Origin of the sequence: Lentzea sp. NPDC092896, from assembly GCF_044754905.1 — a bacterium.
GTDB lineage: Bacteria > Actinomycetota > Actinomycetes > Mycobacteriales > Pseudonocardiaceae > Lentzea.
The window spans coordinates 189,644-202,918 of sequence record NZ_JBIVPX010000010.1 but is presented as its reverse complement, the minus strand read 5'-3'; the positions used below and the strand labels follow the sequence as shown (position 1 = coordinate 202,918).

Annotated in this window: 16 protein-coding genes; 6 read left to right on the top strand and 10 right to left on the bottom strand. The window is 69.4% G+C overall.

Features of this window, described 5'->3' with window-relative positions:
* The first annotated feature begins 2 nt into the window (after nucleotides 1–2).
* Genes ACIQF0_RS37900 through ACIQF0_RS37885 form a run of 4 tightly spaced genes read left to right on the top strand, consistent with a single transcriptional unit; the run spans nucleotide 3 to nucleotide 2,105 of the window.
* The gene (locus tag ACIQF0_RS37900) at nucleotides 3–674 is read left to right on the top strand and encodes an RraA family protein (protein WP_401038045.1); all 672 of its coding nucleotides are present in this window, start codon (nucleotides 3–5) and stop codon (nucleotides 672–674) included.
* 4 nt (nucleotides 675–678) lie between these two features.
* Nucleotides 679–1,245: a TIGR03086 family metal-binding protein gene (locus tag ACIQF0_RS37895; RefSeq protein ID WP_401038042.1), complete on the top strand. Its 567-nt coding sequence runs from the start codon at nucleotides 679–681 to the stop codon at nucleotides 1,243–1,245.
* Nucleotides 1,246–1,290: 45 nt separating this feature from the next.
* Nucleotides 1,291–1,689 (top strand): VOC family protein, encoded by a 399-nt coding sequence (locus ACIQF0_RS37890; RefSeq protein ID WP_360036678.1) that lies wholly within the window; start codon nucleotides 1,291–1,293, stop codon nucleotides 1,687–1,689.
* A 5-nt stretch (nucleotides 1,690–1,694) separates the two neighbouring features.
* Nucleotides 1,695–2,105: a YciI family protein gene (locus ACIQF0_RS37885; RefSeq protein WP_245822381.1), complete on the top strand. Its 411-nt coding sequence runs from the start codon at nucleotides 1,695–1,697 to the stop codon at nucleotides 2,103–2,105.
* Nucleotides 2,106–2,144: 39 nt separating this feature from the next.
* Here ACIQF0_RS37885 and ACIQF0_RS37880 read toward each other — a convergent pair whose 3' ends face one another.
* From ACIQF0_RS37880 to ACIQF0_RS37870, 3 genes are all read right to left on the bottom strand, one after another.
* Nucleotides 2,145–5,204: a S8 family peptidase gene (locus ACIQF0_RS37880; protein ID WP_401038038.1), complete on the bottom strand. Its 3,060-nt coding sequence runs from the start codon at nucleotides 5,202–5,204 to the stop codon at nucleotides 2,145–2,147.
* Nucleotides 5,205–5,392: 188 nt separating this feature from the next.
* Nucleotides 5,393–6,085 (bottom strand): aspartate/glutamate racemase family protein, encoded by a 693-nt coding sequence (locus ACIQF0_RS37875; RefSeq protein WP_401038036.1) that lies wholly within the window; start codon nucleotides 6,083–6,085, stop codon nucleotides 5,393–5,395.
* An 8-nt stretch (nucleotides 6,086–6,093) separates the two neighbouring features.
* Nucleotides 6,094–6,648 (bottom strand): TIGR03086 family metal-binding protein, encoded by a 555-nt coding sequence (locus ACIQF0_RS37870; protein ID WP_401038033.1) that lies wholly within the window; start codon nucleotides 6,646–6,648, stop codon nucleotides 6,094–6,096.
* A 144-nt stretch (nucleotides 6,649–6,792) separates the two neighbouring features.
* Between ACIQF0_RS37870 and ACIQF0_RS37865 the strand changes: the two genes are divergently transcribed.
* Nucleotides 6,793–7,485, top strand: a complete 693-nt coding sequence (locus tag ACIQF0_RS37865; protein ID WP_401038569.1) for a DUF6597 domain-containing transcriptional factor — start codon at nucleotides 6,793–6,795, stop codon at nucleotides 7,483–7,485.
* Here ACIQF0_RS37865 and ACIQF0_RS37860 read toward each other — a convergent pair.
* Entirely contained in the window at nucleotides 7,478–7,900 is a 423-nt protein-coding gene (locus ACIQF0_RS37860; protein ID WP_401038030.1) for a VOC family protein, read from the bottom strand. The genes ACIQF0_RS37865 and ACIQF0_RS37860 overlap by 8 nt on opposite strands.
* Nucleotides 7,901–8,023: 123 nt before the next feature.
* Between ACIQF0_RS37860 and ACIQF0_RS37855 the strand changes: the two genes are divergently transcribed.
* Nucleotides 8,024–8,614, top strand: coding sequence for a LysE family translocator (locus ACIQF0_RS37855; RefSeq protein WP_401038027.1), 591 nt, complete (start codon nucleotides 8,024–8,026; stop codon nucleotides 8,612–8,614).
* Here ACIQF0_RS37855 and ACIQF0_RS37850 read toward each other — a convergent pair.
* The 6 genes from ACIQF0_RS37850 to ACIQF0_RS37825 all read right to left on the bottom strand — a co-directional run bounded on the left by ACIQF0_RS37850 (nucleotide 8,600) and on the right by ACIQF0_RS37825 (nucleotide 13,261).
* A complete protein-coding gene (locus tag ACIQF0_RS37850) occupies nucleotides 8,600–9,370 on the bottom strand; it encodes a hypothetical protein (RefSeq protein ID WP_401038024.1) in 771 nt (256 codons plus the stop codon). The genes ACIQF0_RS37855 and ACIQF0_RS37850 overlap by 15 nt on opposite strands.
* Nucleotides 9,371–9,409: 39 nt before the next feature.
* On the bottom strand, nucleotides 9,410–10,654 hold the full coding sequence (locus ACIQF0_RS37845; protein WP_401038021.1) for an RNA polymerase sigma factor: 1,245 nt from the start codon (nucleotides 10,652–10,654) through the stop codon (nucleotides 9,410–9,412).
* A 7-nt stretch (nucleotides 10,655–10,661) separates the two neighbouring features.
* Nucleotides 10,662–10,892, bottom strand: coding sequence for a hypothetical protein (locus ACIQF0_RS37840; RefSeq protein ID WP_401038018.1), 231 nt, complete (start codon nucleotides 10,890–10,892; stop codon nucleotides 10,662–10,664).
* Between the two features lie 63 nt (nucleotides 10,893–10,955).
* On the bottom strand, nucleotides 10,956–11,792 hold the full coding sequence (locus ACIQF0_RS37835; RefSeq protein ID WP_401038015.1) for an NAD(P)H-binding protein: 837 nt from the start codon (nucleotides 11,790–11,792) through the stop codon (nucleotides 10,956–10,958).
* On the bottom strand, nucleotides 11,789–12,544 hold the full coding sequence (locus ACIQF0_RS37830) for a TetR/AcrR family transcriptional regulator (protein WP_401038013.1): 756 nt from the start codon (nucleotides 12,542–12,544) through the stop codon (nucleotides 11,789–11,791). Before ACIQF0_RS37830 ends, ACIQF0_RS37835 begins: the two co-directional genes overlap by 4 nt.
* A 66-nt stretch (nucleotides 12,545–12,610) precedes the next feature.
* Nucleotides 12,611–13,261, bottom strand: a complete 651-nt coding sequence (locus tag ACIQF0_RS37825) for an SGNH/GDSL hydrolase family protein (RefSeq protein ID WP_401038011.1) — start codon at nucleotides 13,259–13,261, stop codon at nucleotides 12,611–12,613.
* Nucleotides 13,262–13,275 lie beyond the last annotated feature (14 nt).

Genomic DNA, 13,275 nt, shown 5'->3' with positions numbered 1-13,275 from the left:
GCATGGATCTTGCCGAACTGGATCTCACCACCGCACATCTGGCCGACGCGTGCATCCGGGCGAACATCCCGGTCCGCACCGCCACCCTGACGCCGGTCATCCCCGGCTCCAGGACCTGCGGCCGCGTGCTGCCCGCCCGGCACGCGGGCAGCGTCGACATCTTCCTCGAGGCGATCGAACGCAGCGAGCCCGGCGACGTGCTGGTCGTCGACAACGACGGCCGCGCCGACGAGGCCTGCGTGGGCGACCTGATCGTCCTCGAGGCGCAGCAGGCCGGGCTCGCGGGCGTGGTCATCTGGGGACTGCACCGCGACACGCAGGACATTCGCGCGATCGGGCTGCCGGTGTTCAGCCTCGGCGCGAACCCCACAGGACCGTTGAGCCTGCGCGACCGTGCGCCTGAGGCTCTCTCGACGGCCGAGATCGACCAGTGGACCGTCACGTCCGACGACATCGTGTTCGGTGACGACGACGGCGTGCTGTTCGTGCCGGCCTCGGACGCGGAGGCGCTCATCGTGAAGGCGCGCGGCATCCGGGACGTCGAACGAGCGCAGGCGGACCGCGTGCGGCAGGGTGAGTCCCTGCGCAGCCAGCTGCGGTTCAGCGAGTACCTGGCGAGCGGACGCACGTTCCGCGAACACCTGCGCGAGATCGGCGGCGCAGTCGAGGAGTGAGGCCATGATCGCGGAGAGATACCGGGCTCGTGCGGAGGCGTTCGAGGCGAAAGTCGCGAACGTGCGCTCGGACCAGTGGGGCGACCAGTCGCCGTGTGCACAGTGGACGGCGCTTGAGGTCGTGGACCACGTCATCGACATGCACGGCGTGATGCTCGGCCATCAGATCCCACGCACCGAGGACCCGCTCACGGACTTCCGCGAGGCCCGCCGCCAGGTCCAGGAGGCGCTGGAGTCGGATCGGGCGCGCAGCGAGGTCTCCACGCCCGCCGGCCAGATGACGCTGGAAGACCACGTCGACCAGGTCGTGAGCGACGACCTGGTGCTGCACGGCTGGGACCTCGCCCGCGCCACCGGCCAGGACGAGACCATCCCGGCGACCGACGTGGAACGCCTCTGGGCCACCGCGACGGCCGTGCCCGCCGACCTGATGGAACGCTTCCGCACGCCCGGCGCGTTCGGTCCCGGCATCGAGGTCTACGGCGCCGAGGTGAAGGTGCCGCAGGACGCTCCGCTGCAGGACAGGCTGCTCGGGTATGTGGGCCGGGACCCCATGTCGAAAAGTCTCTGAGCACTTCGACGGATCCGTGTAGGGCAGCCGCTGAGAGGAACGAACATGGACTGGACCCTGGAAGTCATCGTCGTACCGGTGTCAGATCTCGACCGGTCGAAGCAGTTCTACTCCGAGCAGCTCGGATTCAAGGTCGATCACGACACGACGTTCAACGAGGACACGCGGGTCCTGCAGCTCACCCCGCCCGGCTCCGGCTGCTCGATCGTGATGGGCAAGGGCATCGTCAAGGGCGAGCCGGGGTCGTTGAAGGGCGTGCAACTCGTCGTGTCGGACCTCGAGAAGGCCCGCGCGCAGCTCGTCGAGCGCGGCGTCGAGGTCGGCGAGATCGTGCGAATGAACGAGGCGGACGGAGGGTCGTTCATCTTCTTCGACGACCCGGACGGCAACAGCTGGGCCGTGCAGGAGATCAAGGCCCGCGCTACCGGTGGGGAGTGGAAGTGAAGTACATGCTGGTCAGCTACGGCGGCAGCCAGGAGGACTGGGAAGGCCTGGCCGCCTGGTCCGACGAGGACATGCACCGCATGATCGCCTACATGCGCGACCTGGACGCCGAACTGCGCGCCTCCGGTGAGCTGCTGCAGTCCGAGGGACTGAGCGGCCCGGCGCGGGCGTTCGTGGTGCGGGGCAGCGACGACGGCCCGGTCGTGGTCGACGGGCCGTTCGCCGAGTCCAAGGAGGTCATCGCCGGGTACTGGGTGGTCGACGTCGACAGCCAGGAACGGCTGCTGGAGATCGCCCGCAAGGCCTCGGCGTGCCCGGGGCCGGGCGGGAAGCTCCTGAACCAGCCGATCGAGGTGCACCCGATCATGAGCGCGCCCGACGTGGACCCGGAGACGCTGGCGCCGTACCAGAAGTAGCGGTGAGGGGCCGAGCACGAGGCCCGGCCCCTCACGCGGTCACTTCAGGTCGTACGCGCGGATGATCGTCTGCTGGACGTCACCGCCCGCGTCCGCCGCCCAAGCCTTGAACGACACGTTCTTGGCTCCGTGCGGGTGGATCAGCGTGACCTGCCAGCCGGCGCGCGTCTTGCGCAGCGGCACCGGCTTCCACGTCTTGCCCTCGTCGTAGGACACCTGCACCGCCGGGTCCTTGATGTTCGTGACGGTGCCCGTTCCGTTGCGCTCCACCGTGATCGGCACGGTGACGACACGTCCGGCGCGGTTGTGGTCGTCGAGCTGCGGCGTGAACCGCACGGCGAGCAGCGGCACCGGCTTGTACAGATCGCCGGCGACGAACTCGGAGTAGAACGACCAGTCGGCGGTGATCTTCGACGAGAACGAGTCGCGGGTCGCCTCGGTGTGCACCTGGTAGCGCTTCTTCTCCGCGGGCACGTTCGGGAGGTAGGCGTACCCGGCTTCCGGCTGGTCCGAGATGACCTTGCCGTCCATCGTCACGGTGGTGCGGCCGGTGCTCGGGCTGGCACCGGTCATGCCCTGGGCGCTGTGCACGGGCAGGTCGACGCGCAGCAGGTTGCCCACACGTCCCGCGAAGCGCACGTACCGCGGGTCGTTCGGCACGCCGGGGCCGTAGACGGCGCTGTTCCAGTGTTCGGTGACGGGCCTGCCGAGCTGGAAGACGCGCGGCACTGCCGAGAACTGGTAACCGAGGCTCGGGTACTCGCCGACCTTCGTGAACTCCGTCAGCGAGCCGGACCAGTCGACGCCGGGCGTGTAGAACTCCTTGAGCCGCAACGGCAACGGACCGGAGGCGCCGTTGTCGCGCTGGCCGACGGAGCCCGGCACGCGGGCGTGCGTCACCGAGTTGACACGAGCCAGTTCACGGTCCTTGACGGAACGCTGGACGTTCGCCGGCACGCGGGTCTTCTCGCTGATCCGCACGTGGTACTGGTACGGGCTGCCGTCGAACTTGCCGTTGGCGTCCGGTTTGGCCAGCACCGACTCGGCGTAGAACTCGAACTTCGGCCACGACGTCTTCGACGGGGCCACGCGGATCGAGTCGAAGCTGTTGAGGTACCAGGTCCCGCCGGTCTCACCCCAGTTGGCCTGCATGAGGAACCCGAGGCCCGCGCTCACGGCCTTGGCGTCCTTCTGCTCGATCGCGATGACCGGCTGGGTGGCCTGTCGCGCGTCGAACACGACCTCGGTGTTGCCGGTGACCTCGAACGCGGGCTCGGTCAGGATCGAGGTCAGGCCGTTCTTCGTCGGGTCGGGATCACTGGTGTTGATCCTGCCGTCGAAGAAGAACTTGCCCTTGGGCAGTCGCTGCACGAGCGTGCCCGACGGGTCGTAGCGGAAGTACGCCTGCGCCACGTCGAGGTTCACGAACCGGTAGTCGTAGTACTGCGTCGGTGCGCCGTTGTGGTCGAGGAACGTCATCTTCACGTCGTAGCTCTCGACCTCCTTCACCACGCCGATCGGCACCCGCACGCCGTCGGACGACAGGACCACGGCGCCGTAGACGCCGTCCGGCACGTTCGCCTTGGTGTCCGCGGTGACGGTGGCGTCCGCCGTGCCACCGGCGGGGATCGTGAGCTTCGACGGCGAGACGCTGAACAGGCCGGCGCCCGCGGGCTTCACGTCGGTGACGCTGAGGTCGAGCGTCACGGCGGACGTGCCGTTGTTGCGGTACGTCAGCTTCTGGGTGATGGGCTTGTCGTCGTCGTGCGGCCACACCGCGGTGCCCAGCGAGAAGCTGCCGTGGTTCGTGGTCACCGACGTCGACACGGCACGGCCGACGTCGAGACGTCCTGCGCCCTGCTCGTAGATGCTCAGCGACGGGTTGGGCTTGGCGCTGTTCATCAGCGCGGCCTTGATGTCCTCCGCCTTCCACGCCGGGTTCTTCGAGGCCAGGATCGCCGCGGCGCCCGCCACGTGCGGGGTGGCCATCGACGTGCCGGACAACGCGACGTGTCCTTCGTCGACGGGCGTGCCGATCTGGCCGTTCTTGGCCTTGGCGGCCACGATGTCGACGCCCGGCGCGGTGATGTCGGGCTTGACCGCGTTGTTCACCCAGCGCGGGCCGCGCGAGGAGAACTCGGCGAGCGTGTCGTCCCGGTTGACGGCGCCGACGGTGAGGGCCGCGTCGGCGGAGCCAGGTGAGCCGATGGGGCCACCGGAGTTGCCGGCGGCCACGACGAACAACGCGCCGGTCTGCTCGGTGATGCGGTTGAGCGCCAGCGACATCGGGTCGGTGCCCTCGTCCGGCCAGGAGCTGCCGAGGCTCATGTTGATGACCTTGGCCTTGGCCGCGGCCCACTCCATGCCGGCGATGATGTCGCTCTCGGCGCCGCCGCCGTAGTCGCCGAGCACCTTGCCGTTGACGAGCTTCGCGTCCGGTGCGATGCCCTTGTACTTGCCGTCGCCGGTGACGGTCGACGCGACGTGCGTGCCGTGGCCGACGCGGTCGTCGGTGGTGTCGCTGTCGCTGAAGTTCTTGGACTCCACGACGGCCCCCGCGAGGTCCGGGTGGGTCTCGTCGACGCCGGTGTCGAGGATCGCGACGGTGACGTCCTTGCCGGTGAAGCCCTTCTCCCACGCCTGGGGCGCGCCGACCTGCGCGGCGCTGCGGTCCAGTGACGCGGTGACCTTGCCGTCCAGCCAGATCCTGCCGGTGCCCGCCGCCCGAGCGCCGGCCCAGAACGAGCCGTTCTTGTCGACCTTGATCGCCCGAGCGTCGATGCTCGGCAACGACTCGGCGTTCGCCGCGCTGATCCCCTGCCCCTGCACGATCAGCGGAAGCGTCCTGCTCGCCGCGTCGTCGTAGCCGGATCTGGCCAGCAGCGAGACGTCGAACAGCCGCGCGTCCAGCTCGCCCGTGTTGAGCCTGTGCTGGGCGTCGAGCGGGACGACGTGCAGGTCGCCGCGCGGGTCCTTGAAGCTGCGGAACCCGACGGTCTCCCTGCCCTGCGCCGCCCTCGCGTGGACCTTGCCGTTGGTGACGGTGACCTCGTCACCGGTGATGAGCGTGACCTTCGTGGTCAGCCCGTCGGCACGCACCTCTTGCTCCTGTGGCGCCGCCGAAACAGGAACGGCTGCCGTGGCGGCAACCACGACAGCCGTCAGCCCGGCAGCGATGTGTGATCGTTTCAAGCGAACTCCCCTTAGTTCACCGAGGAGGGAATAGCCCTCAGTGACTAAGACACTCCGCACGGTTGCGGCGTTGCTGGGTGGTCCGCATCACATGTTCACAGATTTGCCTGGATTGCCCGTTCGACGGCCGCCTCGACGTGCAGGCGGGTGGTCGGGAACACCGGAATCGGCACGTCAGCCTGGGAGATCAGCAGTTCGATCTCGGTGCAGCCGAGGATGACTCCCTCCGCCCCTTCCATCCGTGCGATCACGTCTTGATAGGCGCGGCGGGACTGCTCGCGGACGATGCCGAGGCACAGCTCGTCGTAGATGATCCGGTGCACGGTCGCGCGGTCCTCGGCGGACGGCACCAGGACCTTCAGGCCGTGCGACTCCAGGCGTTCGCGGTAGAACTGCTGGTCCATGGTGAAGCCGGTGCCGAGCAGGCCGACCGTGGTGAAGCCGGCCTGCCTGATGGCCTGCGCGGTCGTGTCGCCGAGGTGGATCACCGGGATGTCGACGGCCGCCTGGACCTGGTCGAACACCTTGTGCATGGTGTTGGTGCAGATCAGCAGGAAGTCGGCGCCGCCTGCCTGCACCTGTGCGGCGGCCTCGGCGAGCGCCTTGCCCGCGTCGTCCCAGCGGCCCTCGACCTGCATGCGTTCGATCTCGGCGAAGTCGACGGAGTGCAGCACCACCTTCGCGGAGTGCAGGCCGCCGAGCCGTTCACGTACGAGCACGTTCGCCAGCCGGTAGTACTCCGCGCTGCTCTCCCAGCTCATTCCGCCCAGCATCCCGATCGTCAGCATGCGACCAGTCAAGCACTCCAGCGCGGGTCGCGGCCGGTGGTGGCCAGCAGCCGCTCGAACGGCGACGCGTCCGCGGGTGCCTCGACCGGTGCCTTGAACACGTTCATCTCGATGGCCATCGGGCCCATCTGGTTCACCAGGCCCTCGACCTCGGTGAACACCTCGGGGTCCGGCTCGAAGCGCTGGCCGGTGGCCTGGGCGAGGTCGGAGACGTGGATGGTGAGGTCGAGCAGCACCAGGCCGCCGACGACGGTGGCGGGCATCTGCATGTTGCCGGCGATGCCCTCGGTCGCGCCGGGCTGTCCCCAGGCCTCGACGAGCTTCGCGGACTCGGCGGGGTACCGCGCACGCCAGTCCGGGTAGGACGGCGTGTGGCTGAAGTCGGCGTCCTGCTTCGCGGCGAGTTTCTGGAACTCCACGACGACGTGCAGCAGGTGGTCGAGCAGGGCGCGGACGTCGTAGTCGGCGCACGGGGTGGGCTTGGACAGGTCGTCGTCGGTGATGTTCGCGATGACTGGCAGTGCGTGGTCGCGGGCTCGGTCGAGCAGAACGCTGAGCTTCATGGTTGCGAGCCTATTTTCGTGCGTCTCGCCGCTCTTGAAGAAACGCGCCAACCTAGGATCTGGGCTGTGCAGGGGCCGCGTCGGGACACTCGGGGGATCATCGACGCACGGGAGCTTTTCGCCCGTGTGCGGTTTCGCCGCCGTATGCCGTGCGTGGAGTTGCAGCCGTACCTGGAGCACTACTGGCTGATCGACGGTGAGCTGGACACGCCGTACACCTCGCACGTCGTGCCGCATCCGTCCGTGAACGTCGTCTTCGAGCGCGGTTTCGCCCAGCCGGAGATCGCCGGGGTGGGACTGGGGCTGTTCAGCCGCGTGCTGGACGGGCGGATCCGGGTGGCGGGCGTGCAGTTCCGGCCGGGCGGGTTCCGGCCGTTCCGCGCCGAGCCGGTGTCGGAGTGGACCGGGCGGCACGTGCGGCTCGACGCTCCGTCGTCGCTGGTGCTGGACGTGGAGGACGAGGACGACCGGGTGGCCGCGCTCGACGCGTTCCTGCTGTCGATGGGACCCGTGCCCGATCCGCAGGCGACGCTGGCGATGGAGCTGGTGCAACGGATCCGGGACGACCGGGAGATCCGGCGGGTCGCGGACTTCGCACGGGACTGCGGTGTCGCGGTCCGCACGATGCAACGGCTGTTCGCGGACTACGTCGGCGTGAGCCCGAAGTGGGTCATCCTGCGGTACCGCATCCACGAGGCGCTGGAACGCGCCGAGTCGGACGTGGAGTGGGCGCATCTGGCCGCTGACCTCGGGTACAGCGACCAGGCCCACCTCGTCCGGGACTTCACGCAGACCGTGGGCGTCTCCCCCACGGCGTACGCGCGGGCGCTTAACTGAAGTACTCGCACAGCTCCACGAGGATCCCCTCGGGACCGCGCACGTAGCAGGTCCGGAGCATGTTCTCGTACGTCTCGACGTTCCTGACCAGCTCCGCGCCGTGCGGCTTCAAGCGCGCGAGGGTCGCGTCGAGGTCGTCGATGACGAACGCGATGTGCCGCAGCCCGAGGGCGTTGATCGGCGCGTGCGAGCTGCCGTCGATGCTCTTCGGGGTCTGGAACTGGCTGAACTCGATCCGGTACTGGTCGTCCGGCGTCTTCAGCATGGCGATGTCGCTGTTCGAGCCGTCGAGCCCGATGACGCCGTCGACGAAGTCGCCCTCCATGTGCGCCTTGCCTTCGAGCTCCATGCCGAGCGCCTCGAAGAACGCGACGGCGGCCGCGAGGTCGGTGACGGTCATTCCCACGTGGTGCATGCTCTTGATGCTCATGCCCCTGGGACGGAGCCGTTCACCGATCCTCGACATCGAAAGTGGTCCAACTTCGCGGGCGGTTTGTGGCTCTCCTGCCTGGACCGCTTTGGCGGCAGAGTCACCGGCATGAGCCTCGCATTCCTGATCACGACGTTGATCGCGGTCGCCACGCCCGGCACCGGTGTGCTGTACACGCTGTCCGCCGGTCTCGCGCACGGCCGCAAGGCGAGCGTGGTCGCCGCGTTCGGCTGCACGCTGGGAATCGTGCCGCACGTGCTGGCCACGGTGACCGGGCTGGCGGCGCTGCTGCACGCGAGCGCGCTGGCGTTCGAGATCGTGAAGTACCTCGGTGTCGCGTACCTGGTCTACCTGGCGTGGGCGACGTTGCGGGACAAGAGCGACCTGGTCGTGGACACCGCGGCCGCACCGGCGTCGGCACGCAGGGTCGTGGTGTCGGCGGTGCTGATCAACCTGCTCAACCCGAAGCTGACGATCTTCTTCGTGGCGTTCCTGCCGCAGTTCGCGACCGGGTTCGGGCAGATGGTCACGCTGAGCGCGGTGTTCATGGCGCTGACGTTCGTGGTGTTCGCCGTCTACGGGGTGTTCGCGGCGTCGATGCGCGACCGGGTGCTGGCCCGGCCGCGGGTGATGGTGTGGCTGCGCCGGTTCTTCGCGGCGTCGTTCGCGGCGCTGGGCGTGAAGCTAGCGCTGAGCTAGTGCCGCCTGGACGTCGGCGGCGGACGGCGGGGTGTAGTACTCCGACGAGGTCTGGCCTTTCACGACCCACTTCTCCGACGAACACGCGCCGTCGGTCGTCCCCTCCAACGACCGGACGGCGATCCTGCGTCCGGTGCGGGTCTCACGCACGGACAGCTCCCACCGGCCTCGGTAGTGCGTCGTCGTCGAGGAGACCCCTGTGCCAGGGCCGATGCCGTAGCTGCAGGTGCCCAGCCGCCCTCCCGATCCGAGCAGGCTCAGACAGGCCACCTGTTGCACGGCCGGCAGGTCCTCGACCTTCTCGACCGGCCGCACGTCGGACTCCGGCATGCGCCAGAACCCGCTGCCGCTGTCGATGTACGCGCGAGTCACCTGCTCACCTGAGGAGGGGGCGGCCGACCTGGGGTTGGCCGTGCGGTCGGCACACGTCCGGCGCAGGTCGTCGTCCTTCAGGGGCATGCCCAGGATCGCGTAGGAGATCAGCAGAGCGCCCAGCGCCAGCGTCGTCGTCAGGGTCCCGGCGACGGCCACCGCACCAGTCCTGCGCCAGGGGGTCCATGGACGGCGAACGCGCAGATGCCCTCGCAGCAGCGCGTAGACGAGCATCAGGCTGATCAGTGCGCACGGAACGAACAAGAAGAACGGCCACAGCGCGTGGCCGGTGAGCGTCAGGATCGCGGCGGGCAGCGCGCCCAGCAACGCCAGAACGGACGCACCGCCGTACACGACTCCATCGATCGTCTCGCGCCTGCTCACCGGGGCACCGTAGGCGGGCCGGTCCGGGAGGGGTCCCGGTCAGCAGCTCGCGGCGCGCTCCAGCAGCAGGGTCCGTTCGCGTTCGTTGCGGGTCAGCGAGGCGGCCTTCTCGAACTCGGCCTTCGCCTCGGCGTTGCGACCGAGCTTCGCCAGGAAGTCGCCGCGCACGCTGGGCAGCAGGTGGTAGCCCTGCAGCGCCTTCTCGCCCGCGATCTCGTCGACGAGTGCGAGGCCGGCGGCGGGCCCGAAGGCCATCGACAACGCCACCGCGCGGTTGAGCTCGACGATCGGGGACGGCGAGATGCCCGCCAGCACCTGGTAGAGGGTGGCGATGCGCTGCCAGTCCGTGTCCTCGGCCTTGCGCGCACGGCCGTGGCACGCGGCGAGAGCGGCCTGAACGTAGTAGGGCCCGGGTGGTTGGTTGAGGGCTTCGGCGCGTTCGAGGGCCTTGAGGCCGCGGCCGATGAGCAGCCAGTCCCAACGACCTCGGTCCTGCTCCAGCAGCAGCACGGGTTCGCCGCCGGGGCCGGTGCGGGCCTTGGTCCGGGAGGCCTGGATCTCCATCAACGCGACCAGGCCGTGGACCTCGGCCTCCTTGGGCGCGAGCTCGGCGAGCACACGCCCGAGCCGCAACGCCTCGGCGCAGAGTTCGGGGCGCAGCCAGTCGTCGCCCTGGGTGGCGGAGTAGCCCTCGTTGAAGATCAGGTAGATGACCTCGAGGACCGACGCGAGCCTGGTGGCGAGTTCGGGGCCTTCCGGCACCTCGAACGGCACGCCCGCGTCGGCCAGGGCCTTCTTGGCGCGCACGATGCGTTGCGCCACGGTCGCGTCGCTGACCAGGAACGCGCGGGCGATCTCCTCGGTCTTGAGGCCGCCCAGCATCTTGAGCGTCAATGCGACCCGTGCCTCGGTGCCCAGGACCGGGTGGCAGGCGGTGAACATGAGGCTCAGGAGGTCGTCGCCGATCTCGTCCTCGATGCCGTCGCCGGCATCGGGCGTGGCCTCCTGGACGTCGCGGCCGATCTCCTCGACCTTGCGGTTGAAGTTCTCGCGCCGGCGGATCTGGTCGATCGCGCGCCGCTTCGCCGTCGTCGTCAGCCACGCGCCGGGGTTGCGCGGCACGCCTTCGGCCGGCCACTGCTCCAGGGCCGCGACCAGCGCGTCCTGGGCCATCTCCTCGGCGAGTCCGACGTCGCGGGTGTACCGCGCCAGGGCGGCGATGACCTTCGCCGACTCCATCCGCCAGACCGCGTCGATGGTGCGATGCACCGAGGTAGCCCCCATGGAGGAATCAGACCACAGCCACCTGACGTATTTCCACGACGCACGCCGGAAGGCAGATGCGCCGGATCCGTTCGACCGCTTCCTCCCGGTCCCGCACGTCGATCAGCCAGTACCCCGACACCCCGTACGCGCCGGGAACGAGGTCCCCGGCGTCGAGCAGGACACCCGCGCGCACGAGCACGTCCCCGTGCCGTGCCGCCAACGGGATCGGGCTCCTGACGAACACCATGAACCGCACCGGGCCTCCTCGTTCGCCGTCTACCGGTACGTCGAACGAGGAGGCCCGGAATCGACGCGATGATCAGCCGCGGAAGTCGGCCGCGTGATCGCGCGCCCACTGCGCGAACGTCCGGTACGGCCTGCCGGTGAGCTTCTCGTAGTCCGGCGACACGACGAACTCGTAGTCGGAGAAGTCGTCGGCCTCCCCGCCCTCATAACCGCCGAGGCCGAGGATGTAGCGGGCGATCTCCTCGGGCCAGCCGACGCTCACGTAGTAGGCGAGCGCCTCCTCGGTGGTGACGTCGCGGAACGTCAGGTCGCGGCCGATCGCGGCGCCGATGTCGCGGGCCATGTCCCGCTGGGTGAGCTGCGGTGGTCCGGACAGGTCGTAGGCCCTGCCCGCGTGACCGTCCTCCTGCAGCACCCTGATCGCGGCGTCGGCGATGTCGGCCTCGTGGACGGGCTGGCCGAACCCGTCCGGTTCGGGGTGCACGATCGTGCCGTCCGCGCGGATCGACGGACCCCACAGGTCGATCTTGTTGGCCGCGAACTCGCCGGGCCGCAGGTGCGTCCACTCGGCGCCGGACGCCTCGACGGCCTGCTCGACGGGCAGGTGGTGGCTGGTGTCGTAGCCGTAGGTCACCGCGCCCGAGGACAGCGTCACGATCCTGCGCACGCCCGCGCGCACCGCGCGTTCGACCACTTCCTGGGCGGTCGGTGGATGCACGAACAGGTAGAGCTTCTCCACGCCGTCGAACGGAATGCCGGCCGGGTCGTCGAGGTCGGCCTTCACCACCTCGACGTGCGCGGGGAAGTCCGCCTTGGCCGGGTCGCGGGTGATCGCCCGCACCGGGCCCGTGAGCCCCCGCACCACCAATCGGCCGACGTTGCCCGTCGCACCGGTCACCAGCGTCGTCATCGCATGCCCCCTTCGATGCCGTCCAGCAGTTTGTCGAGCCCGTAGTCGAACGAGCTGCGCATGTTGTCCGCGAGCGTGCCCTCGGTGTCGTAGGCCCCGGCGTTCCACAGCGCCGTCATCGCCGGGTAGCGCTCCACGTCGAAGTAGTCGTCCCAGAACACCTGCCGGGCTCCCCACCACGAGTCACCGGACTCACCGGTCACCGCCGCGAGCTGCTGATCGTCCACTTCGGACGCCGCCGCGCCGTGCACGAACCCCTCGACCGCGACGTGCGCGACGGTGACCTGCCTCGGTGCCAGCCCGGAGTCGGCGAGCGCGGCCAGCACGAACTCCTGGCCGTCCATCAGCCCCGGCCCGAGTGGCGGCCGCACCATCGACACGTCCCGCATCCACGGATGCGCCTGGTAGACCGCGCGCGTGCGGTCGGCGTAGTGCTTGACGCGCTCGCGCCACGTGCCCTCGGCCGTGAGGTCGCGCTCCTGCAACACGGTGTCGGCCATGAGGTCGATCAGCTCGCCCTTGCCGGGCACGTGCGTGTAGAGCGACATCGTGCCGACGGCCAGTTCCTGCGCGACGCGGGCCATCGACATCGCGCCGAGCCCCTCGCGGTCGGCCACCGCGATCGCCGCGGTGACGATCTGGTCGACGCTCACCTTGGGCTTCCTGCCGACCGGCTTCGGCTCCTGCGGCGTGCGCCAGAGCAACGCGAGCGTCCTGGCCGGGTCTCCCCCACCGCTGCGTTCGGCGGCCATCCGTCCACCCCATTTCCGTAGGCCATACGGAAACAATACCGTACGCCCTACGGAAATGGGTGGGACTCACGCGACGAGCTCCAGCCACGCCTCCGCGAGAGCGCTGTGACCTGCGGCTGTGGGGTGCACACCGTCCTCGGCCCAGTGCTCCGGCGGCCTGCGCGCGGACAGCTCGGTGAACAGGCGGTCGGCCTCCAGCAGCTCGGCGCCGAACTCGCGGGCGAGCGCGCGCACGACCCCGATCTTCGGTTCCAGGTCCTCGCGCCACTGCTTGCGCTCCTGCTCGCCGATCAGCATCCCGCCGGCCTCGACGACACCGTCGATCGGCAGGAGGAACGGCTCGACGAGGATCAGCCGGGTGTCGGTCAGGGGCGTGAGCAGACGACGGTAGGTCGCGGCGAACTCCTCGGCGGAGACCGGCGGCGTGTCCGGGTCGAGCGTGTGGCCGCCGGCGTCGTTGATGCCGACGAGGATCGAGAGGACGTCGGGGCGTGCGTCGAGCACGTCGGTCTGCCAGCGGGCTTCGAGGTCGGCCGTGGTGTTGCCGCGGTAGCCGGTGTTCAGCCAGGTCAGGGGTCGGTCGGGGTGCTCGAAGCTCCACCGGCCCGCCACCTGCAGCGGGTAGGCGGCCCGGTCGTCGCCGTCCTGTCGCCAGAGGCCGGTGATCGAGTCGCCGGTGAACATCACGGTGCTCGCGGGGTTGAGGGTGATCGTCACACCGCAGACCCTGG

Excerpts from the sequence above, each read along its gene's own strand:
- ACIQF0_RS37900 (WP_401038045.1), top strand. The coding sequence starts at position 3 with ATGGATCTTGCCGAACTGGATCTCACCACCGCACATCTGGCCGACGCG.
- ACIQF0_RS37895 (WP_401038042.1), top strand. The coding sequence starts at position 679 with ATGATCGCGGAGAGATACCGGGCTCGTGCGGAGGCGTTCGAGGCGAAA.
- ACIQF0_RS37890 (WP_360036678.1), top strand. The coding sequence starts at position 1,291 with ATGGACTGGACCCTGGAAGTCATCGTCGTACCGGTGTCAGATCTCGAC.
- ACIQF0_RS37885 (WP_245822381.1), top strand. The coding sequence starts at position 1,695 with ATGCTGGTCAGCTACGGCGGCAGCCAGGAGGACTGGGAAGGCCTGGCC.
- ACIQF0_RS37875 (WP_401038036.1), bottom strand. The coding sequence starts at position 6,085 with ATGCTGACGATCGGGATGCTGGGCGGAATGAGCTGGGAGAGCAGCGCG.
- ACIQF0_RS37870 (WP_401038033.1), bottom strand. The coding sequence starts at position 6,648 with ATGAAGCTCAGCGTTCTGCTCGACCGAGCCCGCGACCACGCACTGCCA.
- ACIQF0_RS37865 (WP_401038569.1), top strand. The coding sequence starts at position 6,793 with ATGCCGTGCGTGGAGTTGCAGCCGTACCTGGAGCACTACTGGCTGATC.
- ACIQF0_RS37860 (WP_401038030.1), bottom strand. The coding sequence starts at position 7,900 with ATGCACCACGTGGGAATGACCGTCACCGACCTCGCGGCCGCCGTCGCG.
- ACIQF0_RS37855 (WP_401038027.1), top strand. The coding sequence starts at position 8,024 with ATGAGCCTCGCATTCCTGATCACGACGTTGATCGCGGTCGCCACGCCC.
- ACIQF0_RS37845 (WP_401038021.1), bottom strand. The coding sequence starts at position 10,654 with ATGGGGGCTACCTCGGTGCATCGCACCATCGACGCGGTCTGGCGGATG.
- ACIQF0_RS37835 (WP_401038015.1), bottom strand. The coding sequence starts at position 11,792 with ATGACGACGCTGGTGACCGGTGCGACGGGCAACGTCGGCCGATTGGTG.
- ACIQF0_RS37830 (WP_401038013.1), bottom strand. The coding sequence starts at position 12,544 with ATGGCCGCCGAACGCAGCGGTGGGGGAGACCCGGCCAGGACGCTCGCG.